Origin of the sequence: Novibacillus thermophilus (assembly GCF_002005165.1) — a bacterium.
Lineage (GTDB): Bacteria > Bacillota > Bacilli > Thermoactinomycetales > Novibacillaceae > Novibacillus > Novibacillus thermophilus.
On sequence record NZ_CP019699.1, the window covers coordinates 2,293,175 to 2,314,166 of the forward strand.

The 20,992-nt window shown below is 53.1% G+C and carries 25 protein-coding genes, 2 pseudogenes and 1 other annotated feature; of the genes and pseudogenes, 20 read left to right on the forward strand and 7 right to left on the reverse strand.

Annotation, left to right across the window (positions count from 1 at the left end; translation table 11 throughout):
- Positions 1 to 7: 7 nt before the first annotated feature.
- The 5 genes and pseudogenes from B0W44_RS11195 to ltrA all read left to right on the forward strand — a co-directional run bounded on the left by B0W44_RS11195 (position 8) and on the right by ltrA (position 3,693).
- Positions 8 to 235, forward strand: a complete 228-nt coding sequence (locus B0W44_RS11195; protein ID WP_077720106.1) for a DUF2922 domain-containing protein — start codon at positions 8 to 10, stop codon at positions 233 to 235.
- Positions 236 to 379: 144 nt separating this feature from the next.
- A complete protein-coding gene (locus tag B0W44_RS11200; protein ID WP_077720107.1) occupies positions 380 to 526 on the forward strand; it encodes a YvrJ family protein in 147 nt (48 codons plus the stop codon).
- 88 nt (positions 527 to 614) lie between these two features.
- On the forward strand, positions 615 to 1,400 hold the full coding sequence (locus tag B0W44_RS11205; RefSeq protein ID WP_077720108.1) for an SDR family oxidoreductase: 786 nt from the start codon (positions 615 to 617) through the stop codon (positions 1,398 to 1,400).
- A gap of 31 nt (positions 1,401 to 1,431) precedes the next feature.
- Complete coding sequence (locus B0W44_RS11210; RefSeq protein WP_077720109.1) at positions 1,432 to 1,818, forward strand: Asp23/Gls24 family envelope stress response protein; 387 nt, start codon at positions 1,432 to 1,434, stop codon at positions 1,816 to 1,818.
- A gap of 464 nt (positions 1,819 to 2,282) precedes the next feature.
- A pseudogene (gene ltrA, locus B0W44_RS11215) lies at positions 2,283 to 3,693 on the forward strand (group II intron reverse transcriptase/maturase).
- Positions 3,694 to 3,753: 60 nt separating this feature from the next.
- Here ltrA and B0W44_RS11220 read toward each other — a convergent pair.
- The gene (locus B0W44_RS11220) at positions 3,754 to 4,128 is read right to left on the reverse strand and encodes a YugN family protein (protein WP_169835539.1); all 375 of its coding nucleotides are present in this window, start codon (positions 4,126 to 4,128) and stop codon (positions 3,754 to 3,756) included.
- Between the two features lie 178 nt (positions 4,129 to 4,306).
- Here B0W44_RS11220 and B0W44_RS11225 point away from each other — a divergent pair, with 178 nt between their 5' ends.
- The 9 genes from B0W44_RS11225 to B0W44_RS11265 all read left to right on the forward strand — a co-directional run bounded on the left by B0W44_RS11225 (position 4,307) and on the right by B0W44_RS11265 (position 12,243).
- Positions 4,307 to 4,744: a CBS domain-containing protein gene (locus B0W44_RS11225; protein ID WP_077720111.1), complete on the forward strand. Its 438-nt coding sequence runs from the start codon at positions 4,307 to 4,309 to the stop codon at positions 4,742 to 4,744.
- A gap of 146 nt (positions 4,745 to 4,890) precedes the next feature.
- The gene (locus tag B0W44_RS11230; protein ID WP_077720112.1) at positions 4,891 to 5,529 is read left to right on the forward strand and encodes a TVP38/TMEM64 family protein; all 639 of its coding nucleotides are present in this window, start codon (positions 4,891 to 4,893) and stop codon (positions 5,527 to 5,529) included.
- A 246-nt stretch (positions 5,530 to 5,775) separates the two neighbouring features.
- On the forward strand, positions 5,776 to 6,243 hold the full coding sequence (locus B0W44_RS11235) for a PTS sugar transporter subunit IIA (RefSeq protein WP_169835540.1): 468 nt from the start codon (positions 5,776 to 5,778) through the stop codon (positions 6,241 to 6,243).
- Positions 6,240 to 6,515, forward strand: coding sequence for a PTS sugar transporter subunit IIB (locus tag B0W44_RS11240; RefSeq protein ID WP_077720114.1), 276 nt, complete (start codon positions 6,240 to 6,242; stop codon positions 6,513 to 6,515). The genes B0W44_RS11235 and B0W44_RS11240 overlap by 4 nt, the downstream gene beginning before the upstream one ends.
- Positions 6,516 to 6,541: 26 nt before the next feature.
- The gene (locus tag B0W44_RS11245; protein ID WP_077720115.1) at positions 6,542 to 7,810 is read left to right on the forward strand and encodes a PTS ascorbate transporter subunit IIC; all 1,269 of its coding nucleotides are present in this window, start codon (positions 6,542 to 6,544) and stop codon (positions 7,808 to 7,810) included.
- A 140-nt stretch (positions 7,811 to 7,950) separates the two neighbouring features.
- Positions 7,951 to 9,549: a spore germination protein gene (locus tag B0W44_RS11250; RefSeq protein ID WP_077720116.1), complete on the forward strand. Its 1,599-nt coding sequence runs from the start codon at positions 7,951 to 7,953 to the stop codon at positions 9,547 to 9,549.
- A complete protein-coding gene (locus tag B0W44_RS11255) occupies positions 9,546 to 10,736 on the forward strand; it encodes a GerAB/ArcD/ProY family transporter (protein WP_077720117.1) in 1,191 nt (396 codons plus the stop codon). Before B0W44_RS11250 ends, B0W44_RS11255 begins: the two co-directional genes overlap by 4 nt.
- Positions 10,711 to 11,838: a Ger(x)C family spore germination protein gene (locus B0W44_RS11260; protein WP_077720118.1), complete on the forward strand. Its 1,128-nt coding sequence runs from the start codon at positions 10,711 to 10,713 to the stop codon at positions 11,836 to 11,838. The genes B0W44_RS11255 and B0W44_RS11260 overlap by 26 nt, the downstream gene beginning before the upstream one ends.
- Before the next feature lie 162 nt (positions 11,839 to 12,000).
- A complete protein-coding gene (locus tag B0W44_RS11265; protein ID WP_077720119.1) occupies positions 12,001 to 12,243 on the forward strand; it encodes a hypothetical protein in 243 nt (80 codons plus the stop codon).
- 8 nt (positions 12,244 to 12,251) lie between these two features.
- Here the strand turns inward: B0W44_RS11265 and B0W44_RS11270 are convergent, their stop codons facing one another.
- Genes B0W44_RS11270 through B0W44_RS18175 form a run of 3 tightly spaced genes read right to left on the reverse strand, consistent with a single transcriptional unit; the run spans position 12,252 to position 13,252 of the window.
- Complete coding sequence (locus B0W44_RS11270; RefSeq protein WP_237087408.1) at positions 12,252 to 12,695, reverse strand: YetF domain-containing protein; 444 nt, start codon at positions 12,693 to 12,695, stop codon at positions 12,252 to 12,254.
- A gap of 2 nt (positions 12,696 to 12,697) precedes the next feature.
- On the reverse strand, positions 12,698 to 13,066 hold the full coding sequence (locus tag B0W44_RS11275; RefSeq protein ID WP_077720121.1) for a DUF421 domain-containing protein: 369 nt from the start codon (positions 13,064 to 13,066) through the stop codon (positions 12,698 to 12,700).
- Between the two features lie 45 nt (positions 13,067 to 13,111).
- On the reverse strand, positions 13,112 to 13,252 hold the full coding sequence (locus tag B0W44_RS18175) for a hypothetical protein (protein WP_169835541.1): 141 nt from the start codon (positions 13,250 to 13,252) through the stop codon (positions 13,112 to 13,114).
- Positions 13,253 to 13,362: 110 nt separating this feature from the next.
- Here B0W44_RS18175 and spoVAC point away from each other — a divergent pair.
- The 4 genes and pseudogenes from spoVAC to B0W44_RS11295 all read left to right on the forward strand — a co-directional run bounded on the left by spoVAC (position 13,363) and on the right by B0W44_RS11295 (position 16,711).
- A pseudogene (gene spoVAC / locus B0W44_RS11280) lies at positions 13,363 to 13,834 on the forward strand (stage V sporulation protein AC).
- 66 nt (positions 13,835 to 13,900) lie between these two features.
- A complete protein-coding gene (spoVAD, locus tag B0W44_RS11285; protein ID WP_077720122.1) occupies positions 13,901 to 14,911 on the forward strand; it encodes a stage V sporulation protein AD in 1,011 nt (336 codons plus the stop codon).
- A gap of 91 nt (positions 14,912 to 15,002) precedes the next feature.
- Positions 15,003 to 15,212, forward strand: a binding site (T-box leader).
- A gap of 51 nt (positions 15,213 to 15,263) precedes the next feature.
- Positions 15,264 to 16,289, forward strand: a complete 1,026-nt coding sequence (gene aroF / locus B0W44_RS11290; RefSeq protein WP_077720123.1) for a 3-deoxy-7-phosphoheptulonate synthase — start codon at positions 15,264 to 15,266, stop codon at positions 16,287 to 16,289.
- 92 nt (positions 16,290 to 16,381) lie between these two features.
- On the forward strand, positions 16,382 to 16,711 hold the full coding sequence (locus B0W44_RS11295; RefSeq protein WP_077720124.1) for a DUF2642 domain-containing protein: 330 nt from the start codon (positions 16,382 to 16,384) through the stop codon (positions 16,709 to 16,711).
- Positions 16,712 to 16,790: 79 nt separating this feature from the next.
- Here B0W44_RS11295 and B0W44_RS11300 read toward each other — a convergent pair whose 3' ends face one another.
- Together B0W44_RS11300 and mgtE are read right to left on the reverse strand one after the other, a co-directional pair.
- Positions 16,791 to 18,104: a hemolysin family protein gene (locus B0W44_RS11300; protein ID WP_077721362.1), complete on the reverse strand. Its 1,314-nt coding sequence runs from the start codon at positions 18,102 to 18,104 to the stop codon at positions 16,791 to 16,793.
- A 166-nt stretch (positions 18,105 to 18,270) separates the two neighbouring features.
- Positions 18,271 to 19,635, reverse strand: coding sequence for a magnesium transporter (mgtE, locus tag B0W44_RS11305; protein WP_077720125.1), 1,365 nt, complete (start codon positions 19,633 to 19,635; stop codon positions 18,271 to 18,273).
- A gap of 333 nt (positions 19,636 to 19,968) precedes the next feature.
- Between mgtE and B0W44_RS17800 the strand changes: the two genes are divergently transcribed.
- Positions 19,969 to 20,289 (forward strand): hypothetical protein, encoded by a 321-nt coding sequence (locus B0W44_RS17800; protein ID WP_149026993.1) that lies wholly within the window; start codon positions 19,969 to 19,971, stop codon positions 20,287 to 20,289.
- An 88-nt stretch (positions 20,290 to 20,377) separates the two neighbouring features.
- Complete coding sequence (locus B0W44_RS18180; protein WP_169835542.1) at positions 20,378 to 20,530, forward strand: hypothetical protein; 153 nt, start codon at positions 20,378 to 20,380, stop codon at positions 20,528 to 20,530.
- 6 nt (positions 20,531 to 20,536) lie between these two features.
- On the opposite strand, the gene B0W44_RS11315 is transcribed toward B0W44_RS18180, so the two are convergent.
- Entirely contained in the window at positions 20,537 to 20,896 is a 360-nt protein-coding gene (locus B0W44_RS11315; protein WP_077720127.1) for a protease complex subunit PrcB family protein, read from the reverse strand.
- Positions 20,897 to 20,992: the final 96 nt, after the last annotated feature.

Genomic DNA, 20,992 nt, shown 5'->3' on the forward strand with positions numbered 1-20,992 from the left:
ACATCCGGTGGACGAAAAAAATCTGGAGCTCATTTTTAAAAATGAGCAGGGGAGAACGGTGCGCATTACACTGCCATCTCCTGTCGAGCCGGTGGACAGTGCGGCAGTGGATGAGGCGATGGATCTCATTTTGGCCGAAAACATCTTTCTCTCGTCTGGCGGAGACTGGGTCGAGAAAGTGGGAGCGCGCGTCGTCTCTCGAACGGTTGAAGAGATTCCGATCAACGTGGAATGACAAGCGACTGAGGCGGGGGTCGAACACGAAAAGGCCCCCGCTTTTTAACACATTTGTGTGAAGTCTCTTAAGTAGGGGAAACGGTAGCGGCAGAGGCGTAAGTCTTACCATGTTTTCACACTAAAGGGAGGGGAGGAGAGGGTGATGGAGTACATCGCCGGATTCGTTTCTCAAGTGGGCTTTCCCATTGCAGTGAGCATATATTTACTCGTCCGCATCGAAGGAAAACTGGAATGGCTGACGGAAGCGATCCTCGATTTGTCCCGGTCCATCTCCAACATGAAGCATTAGAAAGTCTTATCGTGGACATAAATGGAAATGAGCTGTTATTTGTACTATCATTAGAAGTAACATCGTAAGGATGAAGGAGAGAAGTCGCATGGACTTACGTTTGGCGGGAAAAGTGGCGCTCGTAACCGCGGCGAGCCGCGGTCTGGGAAAGGCGATTGCGGCGGAACTCAGCCGGGAAGGGGCTGACGTTGTCATGTGCAGCCGGAACAAAGACAACATCGAGCGGGCGGCTCACGACATAGCCGAGGAGACAGGCGGACGGGTGATTCCGGTGACAGGGGATGTCAGCCGTCTGGATGACATTCAGTCGGTCGTCAGTCGCGTTCAGCAGGCGTACGGCAAACTCGATGTGTTGGTGTGCAATGCAGGCGGACCGCCTGGCGGTCCATTCGAATCGTTTGATGATGCGGCATGGCAATCTGCTTTTGAGACGAATTTACTCAGTGTTGTGCGTTTAGTCCGTGAGTGTCTTCCATTGATGAAAGACAATGGGGGCCGAATTCTCGCTGTCGCTTCATCGTCGGTGAAAGTCCCCATACCGGGGTTGATCCTGTCTAACGTAATGCGGTCCGGGGTGGCCGGCCTCATGAAAACACTGGCCAACGAACTGGCTCCGTACGACATTTTGGTCAATACGGTCTGCCCGGGGCGCATTGCGACAGATCGTGTGGCGGAACTGGATGCGGCAAAGGCGGAACAAAACGGGATGAGCCTAGAGAGCGTCAAACGAGAAATGGAAGGGCAAATCCCATTGAAGCGTTATGGAAAGCCAGAAGAGTTCGCCAAGGTGGTCGCTTTTCTCGCGTCCGAAGCGAACAGTTATATGACCGGTTCGACGCTCATGATCGACGGCGGCATGGTTCAGGCCCTTTAACATTAGAACAAAGAAACGGAGGCATACGACATTGGCAAATGAACAGGATGGTCAAGTACGCATAGCAGATGACGTCGTGGCCGTCATTGCTGGCATAGCGGCGACGGAGACGGATGGCATCGCCGGCATGTCCGGTGGAGTGACGGAAGGTTTTACGAGACGTGTCACCGGAAAGAATGTCACCCGGGGGGTTAGCGTCGAAGTCGGCGAGCTGGAGGCGGCCATCGACTTGCGCGTCATCGTGCAGTACGGGGCGAAAATTCACGAAGTGTCCCGCCAGCTGCAGCACAACGTGAAACAGGCCGTAGAATCGATGACAGGATTAAACGTTATTGAGGTGAATGTGAAAGTGGAAGGTGTCGTTTTGGCCGAAGAGGGAAAACATGCACCTGAAGAAGGCGAACAGCGGGTCAAATGACGGAAAAGCGGAGCAAAAAGCGCTTGAATATCCGAGGGGATTCAAGCGCCTTTTTCTGTACGCCCAGCATGGGCGTCATCTATAGGGTGAAAGTCCCGAACGGGGGCTGGCGAGCGCCTACCGTAGTCAAAGGCAAGGGTGTCCGTCGCGAGGCGGAATCTGAAGGAAGCCGGAGACAAACGCACGGGTCAAGGTACACGAACTGGATTTGAGGCAGGATTAGTTGGATGAGTTGCCAGAACACAACGAAATCCAAAGCCGCCAAGGGCTCATCCTGTAAACTCCAGTGATCGCGGGCGGAAAGATGACGCTCTTATCTGGGGAGGCCTGCGGAACACGCGAAGTAACATCGTAACCGCAGTCGAGAGGCTGCGCTGAATCCGCAGGAGTCAGCAGAGGCCATAGTACGCAAGTACGGGGCGCCGGAAAGCGGAAGGGCCGAACCGAAAGGAGAGAGGAAACCGATGCGTTCGAGAGAAGAGCGCAGACAGCAGAATATCCCGCAAGGGAGCTGCCAACAGAGAGCAGCGGTGAAGCCGCGAGGGTATGTTGGAGCGCCGAGCTCTTCTCCGGCACAAGTCGCCCCTTCCTCTCGCGAAGACCATAACGACTTGCTGGACAGGATGCTTGAGAGAGAAAATCTCTTGCTCGCATAACAAGCGAGTGGTCCGAAACGGAGGAGCGCCCGGAGTGGACGGAGTAACGGTAGCTGAACTGCAGGCTTACCTGAACACACACTGGGCACAGGTGAAAGCAGAGCTCCTAGCGGGAACCTACAAACCCGCGCCAGTCAAACGGGTGGAAATCCCCAAACCTGGAGGCGGCGTGAGGCTTCTAGGGATCCCGACCGCGATGGACCGGCTCCTCCAGCAAGCCCTGCTGCAAGTGATGCATCCGATCTTCGATGCTCACTTCTCATGGGACAGCTACGGCTTCCGACCAGGGAAGCGAGCCCATGATGCGGTCCTTCAAGCCCAGCGCTATATCCAGAGTGGATACAGATGGGTTGTGGACTTGGACTTAGAGAAGTGCTTTGACCGAGTAAACCACGACATGCTCATGGGGAGGGTAGCAAGAAGGGAGAAGAACAAGCGAGACCTGAAACTCATCCGGGCGTACCTCAACGCCGGAGTCATGGTCAACGGAGTATGCCAACGGACAGAGGAAGGGACGCCGCAAGGCGGACCGCTGAGTCCGCTTCTGGCCAACATCTTGTTGGACGACCTGGACAAAGAACGAAAGAAACGCGGGTTGCAATTCGCACGTTATGCGGACGATTGTAACATCTTTGTCGCTAGCAAGCGCGCAGGGGAACGCGTCATGGAATCGGTGATTCGCTTTGTAGAGGGAAAGCTGAAACTGAAAGTGAAGCGAGACAAAAGTGCGGTAGACCGCCCCTGGAACCGGAAATTCCTAGGGTTCAGTTTTCTGCCGGACAAACAAGCAACGATTCGGTTAGCCCCGAAGACCATCTCCCGATTCAAAGATAGAATACGTGAGATGACGAGTCGTTCACGGGCGATCTCCATGGAAGAGCGAATTAAACGGCTCAACCGCTACATCATCGGTTGGGTCAGGTACTTTCGACTGGCATCGATGAAGACGCACTGTGAAAGATTCGACCAATGGATTCGGCGCAGACTGAGGATGTGCCTATGGAAACAATGGAAACGGGTCAGAACCCGTCTTCGTGAACTTAGGGCCCTTGGCGTACCAGAATGGGCCTGCTTCATGATGGCCAATTCCCGCCGAGGACCATGGGAAATGTCCCGGAACACAAACAATGCCCTTCCGACTTCCTACTGGGAAGCGAAAGGGCTGAAGAGTATGCTTTTTCGTTATATGGAACTTCGTCAACCTTTTGGAACCGCCTAGTGCGGACCCGCATGCTAGGTGGTGTGAGAGGACGGGGGCTAGCCGCCCCCTCCTACTCGATTAATGCTGGTTGTGCGTTTCCAGTTCAGGCAAGGCCGAGAGCTTTTCTTTCACTTCTGACAAAAGTTGTTCCGCCTTTTTTAACAGGTCCTGCGGCACTTCTGCGTCGAAGTTCATCCCGTGGGGGTAGTAGTGTTTGAATGTCACGGGTGTCTTCAGTACGATCTCGCAACCTGGGTGCTCGACCGTGCCAGCCACGACTTTACAGGGGATGCGCAAGTAATAGTCGGGGGCGTGTCCGTTGTCCACCAGTTTGTAGTCGTAAGACACTTTATGGTAATCCCAGGCCGGATAAAAGCCTATTTTTTTCATAATCGGGTCGATTTTTTCGAATAAGTGATGGATGCCTTCCACTCCGCTGTCTTCAAAGATCACGGACCATTCCTCCTTCGTATCATTCGCGCTTCTTCTATTTTCCACTATATCATATTACGTATTCCTCCTGGACGCAATGAATTGTCGATCTTGTGGCAACACGCATAAGTTTTGTCAGAGTGGACACGTTAATCGATAGAGTTTAAGCACATTCGCAAAAGGAGGACGTTGACTGTCTATGCGAGAAGAAACTTTGCGAGACATTATGACGACAAACGTGACGTACAGCAACCCGCAAGATCCCGTGATGCAAGCTGCCCAAAAGATGAAACAGCTGAATGTCGGCTCCATTCCCGTCTGTGACGCAAACCAAAACGTCATCGGCATGATTACGGACCGGGACATTTGCTTGCGCTGTGTGGCGGACAACTTGCCGAACTCCACACCAGTTCAACAGGTGATGTCGCAAAACGTCGTAACGGCTTCTCCAGACATGACTGTGGACAAAGCCGCCCACCTCATGTCGGAACGGCAAATTCGCCGTTTGCCCGTCGTGGAGAACGGAAAAATGGTCGGGATTGTCGCCATCGGCGACCTGGCCACCCGTCACCCGTCCGCTGAAGAAGCCGGTCACGCGCTCAGTGACATTTCCTCCCCCAGTCAGCCGTTACAGTAACACCGCACACTTCACTCCTCTTTAACCGCCTGTCTCGTGTCAGGCGGTTGATTCGTGTAAAAACGTGTGTATTTTATCGTTTGACTGTGTTAATCTTGAAAAAAACAGTCGTCATTTTGTAGAGGTTATGCGGGAGACGCGGAATAATGGAATGGAACACAATTTGGGCGGTAGTTGAAGACTTTTTTTCTGCGGAACACTTGTTGTATCTGCTGGAGGAATACCGTGATCTCGGGCCTTTGCCGGGGATCCTCTTGCCTATGATCGAAGCCCTGATGCCTTTCCTGCCTTTGGTCGTCATTATAGCCGGAAACGCAGCTGCGTACGGGTTTTGGTTCGGTTTTCTGTTTTCGTGGATTGGGGCGGTTTTCGGATCGCTCATCGTCTTTCTCATTTTCAGGCGACTGGCTCGGCAACGGGTCATGGGGTTTATATCCCGGCACCCGAAAGTGTTGTCGATGCTTGACTGGTTTGAGCGGCACGGCTTTGGGATGATTTTTCTCCTCCTGTGCTTTCCGTTTACTCCGTCTTCCTTAATTAACGTCGTCGCCGGTCTGTCGAAAATCAACGTGCTGACGTTTTCCCTCGCCGTCATTCTCGGGAAGATGGTCATGATTTCAGTGGTGGCGTTTGTCGGACACGACATCGTGTCCCTCGTGAGACAGCCAGAGCAATTGGTCGTCCTGTTAGTAGCTATGGCTATACTGTGGATGATCGGCAAGTACATCGAAATGCGTTTGACAAAGAGAAGAGTGTCGCCGGACACAAGACAAGAAAACAGCTGAGATACATATGGAGATTTGTCCAATCCGCCAGTTAGGCGGATTTTTTACGTTTGAGTCTGTATAGACGCCGTGTTGGAGCTTCATACTACTGTTGAGGTGATGCATTGGCACTGTCGGAACGAATGGAACCGTTGGGAAGGTGGGAACTCATGGGACTGGACCCGGAACACATATACTGTAATGACTGTATGGCGATGGAGAACTATTTTAAATAGGCCGATTGGACAGGAGAAAGGGGTCTTCGCCATGCTGGATCAGTTGTTGAGCGAAGAAAACATCCGCGTACAAGAAGAGTGTCAAGACTGGCAAGCGGTTGTAGACAGGGGAGCCGGTATTTTACTTGCGCAAGGGTGTATCGAAGCGGGGTACGTTTCCCGCATTAAAGACTACTTAGAGGAGCACGGGCCGTACATGGTGATCGCGCCGGGCGTCGTCTTACTTCACGCCCGTCCGGAAGACGGAGCGAACGGCGTGTGCATGAGCCTGATGACGTTAGCTTCTCCCATTGCGTTCGGGCACGCACAAAACGATCCGGTCGACATCGTGATTACGTTTGCTACCCCGGACGACGAGCAGCACGTACAGGCCCTTTCGCAAATGACGGAACTGCTTTCCGACGAAACGAGCCTTAGAAAACTGAGAGAGGCGAAGGAGGCTGAGGAAGTGCTCAATGTTGTTCGGCCTTTCGTACAAAAGGGAGGTGAGAGGCGATGAAAAAAATTCTCGTCGTCTGCAGTAACGGTCTGGGCAGCAGTCTCATGCTCAAATCCGCTATCCAGCGGGCATGTGACGAACAGGGCATCGAGGCGGAAGTCGAGCACTGTGACTTGGGGTCTGCCCACTCCATGGCACACGGTCGCGATTTAATTGTGACGTCAGAAGCTCTGGCGGACGAGCTGGAAGGATTGGAGGTCCCCGTTGTCACGATTGTGAACTTTACCAGTCAGGAAGAAATCAAAGAGAAGGTGTTGAGCAAGTTGCAATGACACGCCATGTTTAGGAGGAGGCCATCATGCAGGGGTTTCTCGGGTTTATCGTCAACGAAGTGCTGAGCCAACCAGCGGTCATTGCCGGTCTGATGGCGCTCATCGGCTTGGTGGCGCTCAGAAAACCGGCTCGCACCGTTTTGACCGGCACTTTGAAAACGATTATCGGGTTTTTAATTCTCGGGGTCGGTGCCGATGTCATTACGAGTACACTCAATCCGTTGGGGACAGTGCTGCAGGAAGGGTTCGGGATAAACGGAGTGATCCCGAACAACGAAGCCATTGTCGCGCTTGCCGTGGACGATTTCGGGCGCCAGACGGCGATCATCATGAGTCTCGGCTTCGTGTTTAACTTGGTCTTCGCGCGGTTGACACCTTTAAAGTACGTGTTTTTAACCGGCCATCACACGTTTTTCATGGCCTGTTTAATCTCTGCCGTCTTGACGACTGCCGGTATGGGCGGAGGCCTACTCATCCTCGTCGGTTCTGTCATTCTCGGCTTTCTCATGGTGGCGATCCCGGCATTGGGACAGCCGTTTATGCGCCGCATTACCGGTGACGACAATATCGCCATCGGTCACTTCGGGACTGTCGGGTACGTTGCGTCTGCATTAGTCGGTAAGTGGTTCGGAAACCCGGAGAAGAGCACGGAAGAAGTGAAAGTGCCGAAAGGGTTCGGTTTTCTGAGAGATACGACTGTGTCCACCGCTTTGACGATGGTCGTCATTTATGTGTTCGTCGTCTTGTCGGCTGGACCGGATGCGTCAGCAGGTGTGGCCGGCGGACAGAATTACATCGCCTTTGCCGTGTTGCAAGGGTTGATGTTCGCCGTCGGTCTGTACGTCATCCTGGCCGGTGTGCGGATGATGCTCGCCGAGATCGTTCCCGCTTTTCAGGGGATCGCGGAAAAAATTGTGCCGGATGCCAAACCGGCTTTGGACTGTCCGGTGACGTTCAATTTCGCCCCGACAGCGGTGATCATCGGGTTCTTGTCCAGTTTTCTCGGCGGATTGATTGGGTTGGGCATTCTCGCCGCAGTGGGCGCGACGGTGATTATTCCAGGTCTCGTTCCGCACTTTTTCACCGGGGCCACCGCCGGAGTGTTCGGGAATGCCACCGGCGGGAGGCGCGGCGCATTCCTCGGTGCGCTGGCAAACGGCTTGCTCATCAGCTTTTTGCCTGCGTTGCTGTTACCCGTACTGGGCGACCTCGGGTTCCAGAACACGACGTTCGGGGATGCCGACTTCGCAGTGGTTGGCATTGTCATCGGCTTTTTCGCCAGTTTGTTTCAGTAAGTGACGTGTGAGATTGACCCGCCGCACTGGCGGGTTTTTTGCGTTTTTCCGCGCAGGCGCTAAGTCCCCGGCAGACAGCTGCATAATTTCTTCCGGATAATACACAATAAAGGCAGCTTAGAAAATGGTGGGTCGTTTCTATGAGGAAGGCGTTCATACGTCCCAAAAAAGTAAAGGAAATGCGGAAACAAGAACAACTGCATAAACAGTCGGAACGGAAATTGAAAGAGCGGACGGAGAACGTCAAAGTTTATCCAAACCTGCAAGACAATGTCACCTTTGTGGGCACAACACTGGGTGACAGCGGCGATCTCATCACCCGCAAGTTTAAAATCCCGTACAACCCAACGCGCGAAGCGGCGATCATGTACTTCGACGGTATGGCGGACTCTGCCATCGTTGACGAATTCATCCTCCACTCCCTCACGGTGGAACCGGAAAAGGTTGACGAAAAGTACAAAATCGTTCAATGGCTGGAAGACCGCTTGTTGCACATCGGGGAGACGAAACGCAGTCGCAATATGGAGGACATGTTGGCTGCCCTTTTGTACGGTGACACGATCCTCTATGTCGACGGCTGCGAGGAAGGATTTATATTGGGGACGAAAGGCTGGAAACACCGCGGCGTCGAAGAGCCGAACATTGAAGCGGTCGTGCGGGGTTCGCGGGAAGGTTTGACCGAAAACATACGCGTGAACTCGGCCCTCATTCGCCGGCGCCTGAAAGATCCCGATTTGCGCCTCATCAGCTATACGCTGGGAAAGCGTACGAAAACGAGTGTGGCCGTCCTGTACATCGAAGGCATTATGGATGAAAAAACGCTGGATGAAATCAAAAAGCGCATTGAAGGCATCAGTATCGACGGGGTGTTGGAAAGCGGGTATATCGAAGAATTTATTGAAGACAACACGTGGTCTCCTTTCCCGCAAGTTCAGGGAACTGAACGGCCAGACGCGTGTGTGGCGCACCTGTTAGAAGGGAAAGCCGTCATTCTCGTGGACGGCACCCCTTTTTCACTCATTGTGCCGGCTGTCTTCTCCCAGTTTTACTGCAGCCCTGAAGACTACTATTCCCGTTTTCTCATTTCCTCCCTCGTTCGGGGCATACGCTTCATTTCATTTTTTATCGCGTTACTGTTGCCGGCGTTCTACATTGCGTTTGTTTCATTTCACACTGAGATGATCCCGTCTAAACTGTCCATCGCCATTGCCGCGGGGCGTTCGACGGTGCCGTTTCCGTCGGTGATCGAAGCGCTCCTCATGGAGATCAGTGTGGAGATTTTGCGGGAAGCGAGCATCCGCCTCCCGGGTCCGATCGGTCCGACCATTGGGATTGTCGGTGCCCTTGTCATCGGAGAATCGGCTGTAGCCGCAGGCATTGTCAGTCCCCTGATGGTCATAGTCGTCGCCCTGACGACGATCGGGTCGTATGCCAATCCAAGTTATACGGCGGCGATTGCGATTCGCATTTTGCGCTTTCCGCTCATGATCGCCGCAGCTACAGTAGGACTGTACGGCGTGATGCTCGGATTGATCCTGATAGTGTTGCACCTGGTGAAATTGAAGTCATTTGGCGTGCCGTACTTGTCGCCCATAACCCCGTTTAAATTGCGCGATGCGAAAGATTCTTTGCTTCGCATGCCGTGGAAGTGGATGAACGAGCGCCCGCAAACGTTCAGCCCGGGAGATAACAAGCGGGAAGGCCAAATCAAGCCCCAGAAGTCGGGGGGACCGTCATGAGCAAAGCGAATGCGTCCACATCCGATCGGCAGCAGCAAACGACCCAGACGGCAGCCAGTGAACAAGTTTTTACTTTTTGGCAAGCGGCGGCCATTGTACCGAGCACGCTACTCGGCGCCGGGGTGTTGACACTCCCCCGGGAACTCGCTCTGGCGACAGACAGCAACAGTTTTTTGCCCATGCTGGTGAGCGGGGCGTTTTTCCTGTTTGTGGTGTGGATGATCACCAAACTCGGACAGCGGTTTTCAGGGTTGACGATCGTCGGTTATACGCAAAAATTGCTCACGTTTGCCGGCAACCAGCGGATCGGCCGCGTGTTGGCATTTCCGGTCCTGGCCGTTGTCGGCATCTGGTGGCTGTTGTCCGTCGCCGCCGCTCTCAGGATTTTCGGAGAGGCCCAGCGGTCCGTCGTGTTCCCGGACACCCCCTTGTGGTTCATAGTGGGAACGATGCTGTTTGTCAGCGCCCTCGTGGCGGCCAACCGGGCGGAAGTGATCGCCCGGCTCAATGAATTTTTACTTCCGATTATCGTCATTCCCCTCGTCCTGATCGTCATCTTAGCCCTCGACAATGCGGAGTGGACCAATTTGTTACCGCTTGTGAATATGAGTTGGGGTGAATTTTGGCGCGGAGTCCTGCAAAGTTTCTTTGCCTATCAGGGCGTTTCGGTTATCGCCGTCTTTATGGCGTCCTACCAGCAGCCGGAAAAAGCGGTACGGTCCCATTTTACCGGGATCGGGATTATGATCGTCGTTTACATCATGGTCACGATGACGACCATGGCCGCTTTTCCGCACAAGGAATTGGAACGGCTCATGTGGCCGACGTTGGAACTCGTCAAGTTGACCCAAATTCCCGGACTGATTTTCGAACGGCTGGAGTCGGGATTTTTGGCCATCTGGGTTGTAGCCGTCTTTACAACGTTAGCCAATCTGTTAACGGCAGCAGTCCACTTATTCAGTGAGTACTCCGGTATCAAACAGGAACAGCGCGTCTGGATCATGTTGCCCCTTGCCTTGCTGGTCTTTGTCGTGGCCTTGTGGCCACAAGACGTCTATCAGACGTTTGAGTTTGCAAAGAAAGTGCAAATGGCTGGATTTGTGATGGCGATCGCGATTCCCCCGCCGCTGTTAATACTCGCTTGGTTGAGGAGGATGGGCCGTGACCGTGAGAAGGAGAGTCGTTAAAGGGCTGCTGGTCGTGTGCTGCATCTTGATTTTGAGCGGATGCTGGGACCGCCGGGAGATAGAGGAGCGCACGTCTGTCGTGGCCCTTGCAGTGGACAAACACGAGCAAGGGATTCAAGTGACCATTCAAGTGCCGATTCCCATCAAAATCGTCGGTTCAGGTGGCGGCGGCGGTGGCGATGGCGGACAGGGGGCCGTGCAGCTGTTCACATCCAGCGGGCAAGATTTAACCGACGCGTTTAAAAATGTGCAAAAGCAGCTCAACAATGAGCTGGATCTCGGGCAAATGCAATTGGTCGTGATCAGTGAGGCGTTGGCCCGAGACGGCCTGGAAGACATCACCGACGCTCTGCAACGGATGCACCAAGTGCGCCGCCGTCTTTGGCCGGTCGTCGTGGAAGGGAAGGCGGAAAAGGCATTGGTCGTAGGACCCCAGTTAGAGCAGATTCCTGCCTTTTACTTAATCGATATGCTCCAAAACGATGTGAAACAGAAGCGCTTGTTTGACTTCAACCTGGGAGCTTTCCTCTCCAATCTGATGGACGAAGCGGAGAATCCAATACTCAACCTGTATCGCGTGACCGATCAGACGATTGACTGGAACGGATTAGCGTTGTTCCGGGGTGATCGCATGGTAGGGCAATTGGGTGAAGCCGAGAGCTGGACACTCGTCCAAATTCGAGACGGAAGGCCAGGTTTCCGAGAGAGCTTTCCTTGCCCTGACGGGGAAAAGGAGGAGTTGACGTTTGAACCGAGGCATGCCAAGCGGACGGTCGCATTTAGTGAACAACCGTTTAAATTACGCGTTCACATTCACATGGAAGGCGTCATCGTCGAAGAGACGTGTGGCACCGATTTGTCGAAGGAGAAAAACAGAGAAGCGGTGGAACGCGAATTAAAACAAGTGTTCGAACGGCGGGCGGACCGTACGATCCGCAACATCCAACAATCTAACACGGACGTGACAAAACTCGGCACGCACATCCGGGCGTATCACCCGGCTGTCTGGCATCACATCGACTGGCAGGAAAAGTTCCCGACGACGGACGTTGACGTGACGTACACTGTCCGTATCACCGGGACCGGTGCGAAATTTCGATGACAAGTAATTTAACCGAATCGAATTGAGGGAAATGACACGTTGACTCATGTGAAAGGGTTTCGCGAACAAAATTTAGGTGTTTAGTCTCCTTTTTTTTCCTTTAGTCAATGTGTTATAATTTGTCGAAAGAGTGACAGGCCCAATGGGGAAGGAGTGGAGGAGATGGTTGAGCCGTCAGAAGCTGAATTGTTGCAAGAGTACAGCGATTACTTGATAGATGAAAAAATTACGCTGAGGAAAGTGTCCTACTCGGACGGCGTACGCTACCAAGTGAAGTGGACGCGAAAAGTCGATCAAGCTTATCAAGTGGATTTTACGGAGTTTCAAACGGTAGACGATGCACGCAAGACGTTTTTGGATTACATACGAACATATGTTTTGAAGGACAATCGACTTGAAACGTAACAAACCCATCATTTGAACGGTCGCAAATAGTCGTCGGCAAATTCCGGCTCCTGTAAGGACCGGTCTTTTTTTAAACTTTGTTTGATTTGATTGCGTAAATTGTTCGCTTGCGGTTGGTGGGCACCTTGAGTTGGGTCGTTGTTCCAGTCGATGTGGATGTTGCCGTTTGCATCTAGCAGCGCGAGACTGACATTTGCGAGCAAATCTCTCGTAACGCCGCTTGCCGTCAGTTTCATCCACAACCACTCACGGTCAATTTTCAAGAGACGCAGGACGTTATCCTGGATCTCCCCGTCTTGGACGAGGATCGCCGGAATTCCCGCATACGGAGGGGTCAAATTCAGGTCGGATGGCCGCACTGCCCGATGACCAGGTTTTGGGATCACGCTGATCTGCCCCATTTCTTCGAGGAAAGCGAACTCGATGTCTTTCGGGTTGACATACCCTTTCACCCTCAACTCGCTGAGTAATTGGGGATCGTCATACGCGCTTTTTTCAAATTTTTTTCATTCATGTTGCCGTGGCGGATCAGTTCTAACGTGTCACCGACCACATACTTGCGGGTGGCGTTGTTATAGGAGAGAAAGTCCAGCATTAAGTGTGCCCCGACGAGAACTGTGGCAAGGAACAGACTGGGGAGCAGGCCTTCGTTGGAAATCGGTTCAGTCAAGGCGTTTCCCAAAAGGACGACAATGGCCAAATCGAACGTCGACAGTTCGGAAACAGCGCGCCGGCCCATGATGCGCAAAGACAACCAAAACGTCACAAAAATGACTAATGGCGTAATCATGTGTTCGTACAGTTCTGTGATCATCTTCAACATGGTTTAACCGCCTTCCTTATGTCACCACTCGCCGTTTTCTTGTTCCTAAGAGAACCGTACATTGGGCAGATCTTCACTTCTCTTCCTCGCCAACGCTAGGTACACCTTTTTAACAGGTTTTTCCGTCTCCAGGGCGAATTGCTCCAATTGTACGCCGCCATTTTCGTTTCGGTTAACGTTTCCCATTATGTGGCTAGACGATCATGCGGAGAAAATGCCTCCCTGTTTGACTGTATTTATAAAATCTGGAAAGACCGTTTAAAATATACATGTCGAGCAGCGTGAGGAGGAGGAAGATGACGCAGAAGGCGGAAGCCCAACAAGCTTCAGAGCAAGTGCAGCGCCAGTATTACCATAACGTTGTGAATCACTATACGCCGAAGATTCCCCTTGTCCGAAACTGTGTCCGGGCTTTTCTCGTGGGGGCACGGTATGTGTCATCGGACAGTGGGTACAGAGTTTCTTCGTCCACTACTTCAGTTTCAGTCCGGACGAAGCAGGGGAACCGACGGTGGCCACGTTGATCGCGTTCGCCTCCTGGCTGACCGGTTTAGGCGTGTACGATACACTGGCGCAGTGGGCAGGTGCCGGGGCAACGGTTCCGGTTACCGGGTTTGCCAATGCCATCGCGTCAGCGGCCATGGAACACAGGAAAGAGGGATGGGTGCTCGGTGTGGGGGACATTTGTTTAAAGTGGCGGGACCGGTCATCGTGATCGGAGTTGTGGCGGCGTTCTTGATCGGATTGGTCCGGGTGATTGTCACCTGACATTTTCACCAGGTGTCGGTGCCGTAAAGTGGCACGAGCGTCTATTCTGAACAGGAGAGGGTAGCTGTGTCGTTAAAGAAAATCGGGCAGCAGACGTGGGCGCTAGGGTCGGAAGTGCGCGTTCTCTCCAGCGCGGCTGTCGTCGGACCGAAAGAGGGGAAGGGGCTGTTAAAAGACGATTACGATGTCGTCTACCCTGACTTGTACGCCGGACAGGATACGTGGGAGCGCGCTGAGCGGAAGATGATGGAGGACGCCGTCGATTTCGCGATCCACAAAAGTGGCGTCGACCGACGGGATATCGAGTTATACATCGCAGGAGATTTACTTAATCAAAATATTACCGCTTCCTTTTCCGCCCGCACTAACCAATTGCCGTTTATAGGTGTGTTCGGGGCGTGTTCCACGTCGATGCAGAGTGTGACTCTGGCGGCTGCCCTCATTGACGGCGGGTTTATCGATCGAGCCCTTGTAGCCGTGAGCAGTCACAACGCCACAGCTGAAAAACAGTTTCGCTATCCGACGGAATACGGGAGTCAAAGGCCGGCGACGTCCGGTTGGACGACGACCGGTGCCGGTGCCGCCGTATTGGGCGAAGGAAAGATCGGGCCTCGCGTCACTTACTGTACCGTTGGCAAAGTCGTGGATTGGGGGATTCAAAATCCGGATGATTTGGGGAGCGCCATGGCGCCGGCCGCTGTGGATACGATCGTGACGCACTTTTCGGACACGGGGAGGACTCCAGACGATTACGACCTCGTCGTTACGGGCGACTTGCGCGTGTCGGGTTTCAATATTGCGAAAGGTCTGCTGCGACAAAAAAAGATCGCGGTAGACGAACGCTTTCAAGATTGTGGATTGATGATCTACAGCCCGGAGCAGAAAGATTACGGCGGTGGAAGCGGATGTGCCAGCAGTGCCGTCGTCACGTTCGGGCACTTGTTTCGCCAGATGGCGCGGGGCAAGTACCGCCGCATCCTGGTAGTGGCGACGGGAGCTTTGTACAACGCGGTCACGTGGCGGCAAGGGGAGTCGATCCCGTGTATTGCCCATGCTGTTTCGTTCGAAATGGGGTAAGCCTTAAATTAAAGATCCTCGGCCGTGAGAAATTGGTGGTTGACACGTCTCAAGAATCGTAGTATAGTAACGTTCAACATCACATATATGCTTAAACGCGTTGAAGGACTAAAGTAGAGCAGAATTCCCCCAATGGAGAGAGCCGGTGGCTGGTGCGAACCGGTTTGGGCTTCTGTTCGAATTACACTCTGGAGCAGTGGGTTGTCCACCGGCTGGCCCCGCCGTTAAAGGGGAGAGTGGATTCGGCCTGTCAGCCGGATCAACAAGGGTGGTACCGCGGGTTCAACTCCTCGTCCCTTCGTCGGATGAGGAGTTTTTTAGTTTCCAGCTTAAAGAAAGGAGTAGACGTTCGATGGTGATCGTGTTAGAACCGGATGCGCGGGAAGAAGACATTCAAAACATCGTCCGGGTAGTTGAGGAGAAGGGCATCAAAGTCCATCTGTCCAGAGGCGTGGACAAAACGTTAATCGGGCTTATCGGAGATAAGCGCTTGATGGCCGAGTTGCCCCTTGAGTCGTACCCGGGCGTGGCGAGAGTCGTCTCCATCAGCGAACCTTACAAACTGGCAAGCCGCCATTTTCACCCTGAAAGTACGAAAATCCGTGTAGGCGATGTCATGATCGGCGGCGATACGCCCGTGATGATGGCCGGGCCGTGCTCTGTTGAAAGCCGGGAGCAGCTTCTCACCACAGCTCACGCCGTGAAGAAAGCAGGTGGTCACCTTTTGCGTGGCGGTGCGTTTAAACCCCGTTCGTCGCCGTACTCCTTTCAGGGCTTAGGCGAAGAAGGGCTGAAACTGTTAGCCGAAGCGCGGGAAGAGACGGGGTTGCCGGTCGTGTCCGAAGTGATGGACCCGGAAAATCTTCCTCTCGTGGCCGAGTACGTCGACATTTTGCAGATCGGGGCCCGCAACATGCAAAACTTTCACTTGTTGAAACAGGTGGGCTGCCTCGACAAACCTGTGTTGTTAAAGCGGGGGTTGTCGGCGACGATAGAGGAGTGGCTCATGTCAGCAGAGTACATTTTAAACGAGGGGAATCCGAATGTCATTCTGTGCGAGCGAGGCATCCGCACGTTTGAGACGTACACGCGCAACACTCTCGATCTGAGCGCCGTACCGGTCGTGAAACATCTCAGCCACTTGCCTGTCATCGTCGATCCGAGTCACGGCGTTGGAAAGCGGCGCTACGTCGCGCCTTTGGCAAAAGCGGGAATCGTCGTGGGTGCAGACGGATTGATCGTCGAAGTACACCCCCGCCCGGAAAAAGCCTTATCCGACGGGCAACAGTCGCTCTCACTTCCGGAATTCTCGGATCTGATGCTTGGGCTCCGCCGCTTACAGCGCGCCCTGTCCCGGGAAGATACGATTTCGGTTTAAGGCGCGGTCTTCGGGTACTGCTGCCCAGGCAGACGGCACGGCTCTTGCATACGGTATAAGTGTTGAGACTACTTTGGAACGGAGGGATTCCGATGGGGGAAAAGCCAAGCATGCCGAAGGAGTCGAGCCGTCATGAATCGAAAAAGCCGTTTAAAATGCCGCCTATGCCCCACATGCCGATGAAAGACATGTATAAGCACATAATGCCGACGATGCCGCACCGGCATGTCAAGGAACCGTACATGTACCAGCATTTGTTGGAATTAAAGGGGAGACGGGTGGAAGTGGCGACCCAGTGCAAAACGGTTAAAGGCAAACTGAAAGCCGTATTTCCGGACCACGTCTTAGTGGAAATGGACCGCCGTGAGTACCACATCCGCCTCAAAACGATCTGCTTCGTTTCCCCGCTCTTGGACCCGTAGACGGTTGCAGCGAATGGCACCAGACGTGACATCGTCCGGTGCCATTGTTTGTCTCGCCAGTTTGAAACGTGACGAGACCCTATCTTCTGGTCTTGTCAACTTTTTCTCTCACGCTCAGGCGAGTGATGCTGTGCTGGTCCGTCTCTGTGACCCGGAAGACAAAATTGCCGTAGTTCACCTCGTCGCCGACAGATGGCACTTGTTCCAGCTGGGAAAAAATCCACCCTCCGATTGTTTTGTTGTCCGGGTCGTCGATGTCGAGGTGGAAGTAGTCATTCACTTCCTCGATGAGCAAGCGGGCGTCGATAGACGTTTCCTCTCCCTCTTTCTGATAAAACGGGCGTTCGTCGTCAAATTCATCTTGAATTTCACCGACAATTTCTTCAATAATGTCTTCTGTCGTCACCAGGCCGGCTGTCCCTCCGTACTCATCGACGACGATGGCCATCTCTGAACGGTTTTTCTGTAACGTCTGTAAGATGTCTTTCACTTCCAGCGTTTCCGGGACGAGGACGGCCGGGCGGGCTAAAGAGGCCAAATCTGGCTCACTTTTTTCCTCGATGAGGGCGTGAAAGACTTCTTTCGTGAGCACGATGCCGATGATGTCGTCTTTGTCTTCCCCGCACAGGGGGTACCGGGAGTGCATGTGGTCGATCATCGTGCGGTAGTTGTCTTCAAACGAATCTGTCGTGTACAAGCAGAGCATGTCAATGCGCGGCACCATGATTTCGCTGGCGATGCGGTCAGCGAATTCAAACACGTTGTCAAACAAAGTTAACTCTGTTTTGTCGATCATGCCGCTCTTGTGGCTTTGGGCGACGAGCATGCGGATCTCTTCTTCCGTGTGTCCTTGTTGCGTCTCGTTGACCGGTTCGATTCCCACCCACATCAACAAGCGGTTGGCGGTGCCGTTTAACACGTAAATGAGAGGGTAAAACAGTTTGTAAAACAGGGCGAGGGGACGTGCGGTCCAGAGAGTCGTTTTTTCTGCCCGTCGGATTGCCAGCGACTTCGGCGCCAGTTCCCCGAGCACAATGTGGAGAAAGGTAATAATGGAAAAGGCGATCACGAACGAGACGGTATGGAGTAACACAGGCGGTAACAGGTCGGCAAATAGCGGCTCCAACAGACGGGCGATGGCCGGCTCTCCGATCCAGCCCAGACCGAGGGAGGCGAGCGTAATCCCCAACTGGGTAGCCGAAAGGTAACCGTCGAGGTGTTGAATTACCTTTTCTGCCGTTCTAGCGCGCTTGTTTCCTTCTGACGTCAGTTGGGCGATGCGCGTCCCCCGAACTTTTACGATGGCGAATTCAGTTGCGACGAAAAAACCGTTTAAAAAGACGAGAAACACGACCATAAACAAATTAAAGGCGATCGTAAACGGATTGTCCATAATATTCAACTGTTCCCCCTCCAAGGAGCAGGTAATGCCTGTCGTCTTATCTTTTCCCATTACCGTCCGGGAGACACATAGAGCCGAGTTCATTTCACCAAAAGCTTTTTTAGACACACTCCTTGGGGTGGGGCACAGCCGGGTGAAGTTTCCAGTTCCTGTCATGTCAAGCGAGCAGCTGATTTAAGAAGAAAGACGCAATCGTAAAGTATATCGTGATCGAAAAAATGTCGTTCAATGTCGTAATCAGTGGACCAGAAGCGGCAGTGGGATCGACTTTTAACACGTGCAGCACCAGAGGGATGACGGAGCCTGCCATCGTGCCGACGATGAGCGTCATCCAGAGAGAGGCGCCGACGACGATCCCGAGGACGAGATCACCTCTCCATAAGAGAGCCATGAAAGCGATGAGAACGCTGCACGTCGTGCCGATGATGATGGAGACGAGAAATTCCTGCCGCAACATGCCCCACATCGTTTCCCGGGAAATTTTGCCGCTCGTCAGACCTTGAATGACCATGGCTAACGACTGGGTTCCGGTATTGCCCGTCATCCCGGCAATCATCGGCATAAAGTACGTCAGTGCCGTCACTTGTTCGATCGTACGTTCAAAGTTTTGTAAAATGGTGGCCGTGAACATCCCGATGAATAGAAGCATGACTAACCAGGGCAAGCGCCGGCGGGTAACCGACCAAAGGCTGGTCATGCCCGAGCGGTCCTCTGCCCCGACGGCCGCCAAGCGACTGATGTCTTCATGGGCTTCTTCGTAGATGACGTCGACGATGTCGTCGACTGTGACAATTCCCAGTAAACGTCGTTCCCGGTCGACGACGGGCAGGGCCAAGAAATCGTACCGCTCTAAAACGCGGGCCACTTCTTCCTGGTCAGTGTCGACAGTTACGGAAATGACCCGTTCAAACATGATGTCTTCCACACGTGTGTCTGGCTTTGCAATTAAAAGTTCCCTTAACGAGACGACGCCGACTAACCGGGAGTTCTCATCGATGACGAACACGTAGTAAATCGTTTCGGCCGTTGGCGCTTCTTTCCGCAAGTGATCAATCACCTGCTGCACCGTAAAGGTGTTGTACACGGCGACGAACTCTTGCGTCATTAAACCCCCGGCGGTATCTTCGGAGTAGTGGAGCAGGGCTTTGGCTTTGTTCGCTTCGCCTGCTTCCATCGCGGTGAGATACGCCTTGACCTTTTCCTCTTCCAGTTCCCCCAGCAAATCAGCAACGTCGTCTGACTTCATGACGTTAAACACACCGGTAATACGGTCTGGGGTTAGAGTGTCCAGTACGAGTGCTTGCTCGTGGTGTTCGAGATCTTTCAAAAGTTCGGCTATCTCTTCGTTTTTTAACTGAGACAAGAAGGGGCCTCGCCTGTCTTCAGGCAGTTGAAAAAATATCTGTCCCAAGTCAAAGGGCTGCAACTCGTCGAGTAAAGCCCGTATCTCATGACGCTCGCTCTCGCTTAAGATCGTATTGACGATGTCGGTTAATTCGCATATCCGTTGTTCTGAGGACATGTGGATCTCCTCCTTCTTCGCGAAGAACGGCTTTCCCCTTTTTGAAGCATAAACATCATAACATATCGCACAGCGTAAAAAAATGAACGAATTGAGATGAGCGTGTGTTTAGTCAAGCTGTGGCCACATAAAGTTAATAAGGAGTACTTCAGGAGGAGGGGAAAGATCGTTGTCACAACAGCATCCGTATGGAGGACAGGGAACTCACGGGCCCTGGGGAGCCGGTATAAATCAATCACAGGGGATACCGTATTCTGGAGCACCGCCAGGTGTGGAATTTCCGATGTACTTCGGCTATCCTGGGGCTGGTTGTAGGTTCGGTGGCTACGGGGGATGGGAGGTGGCTATCCCGAACCGCCTTACGGCTGTCCAGGAGGGTATCCGGGTTATGTCGGATGGGGATCTCCCTACGGCTACTATCCGGGTTTAGGAAACCCGTACATGTGGCCTTACGGCTACAATCCGTACGATCATTACGGGCAACACCACCATGGCGGACATCATCATGGCCATCATCACGGTGGAACCCATCACGGATATCACCGCGACGGCCACTATCAGTACGGTAATCCGAACCCCCACCGCGAATCTCCCGGGGAGTCCTCTGATTCCAGTTGGTACAGAGCGAAAGCAGAGGAGGACGAGAGCAGTTAAAAAGTTCCACCGCCGTCCACTCATATTTCACAGGGGATAAAGCACACTATGCCTACGCTCTACCGAGTTAAAAAAGGAGGCAAACGACATGGTTTTTTTGAGAATACCGGACGTCGGAAACCCGCTCGGAGAACCGGAAATCGATTCACCGGGACGGGAACGGGAAATCGTGTCACCGCCCACTACCGATGTCCCGAACCCAAAAGAACCACCTGAGAAAGAACCGGAGCGCAGGCGTTAAAGTGTTTTACCGAGACTTCGCGCGTCGAACGTGTAGTTCGACATCTTCGTTTGTGTACGTTCCTTTAACGGATATGACAGTCATTGGATAAGAAATGACCTGGATGACCATCGACCCTGTTGCGGGGGTCTTTTCTTCTGCGTAGACGTGCAAGGTGTCTCCTTGCTGTTCTACTTTCGACACGTTCACACTGTAGCCGCCGGTGGGCCTCTTGCCGAGAGAGACAATAATATAGGTGCGTTCGTCGACGATGACGACAGTCTCTCTGTCGGACGCACCGCCTTTCGCTTTTTCCGATTCTTCTTTTACCTTCGGCGGAAGATTTTCAATTTCTTCAACCGTATATTGAAGCGGTTCGGCTTTCATTCCTTTTCAGTCTCCTTTCCATTTTAAACGAGCACGCCCCTGTTCTCGCACACTATTTTACTAAACCCATCGTTGCGGTTCATCTTGTAGAAGCGC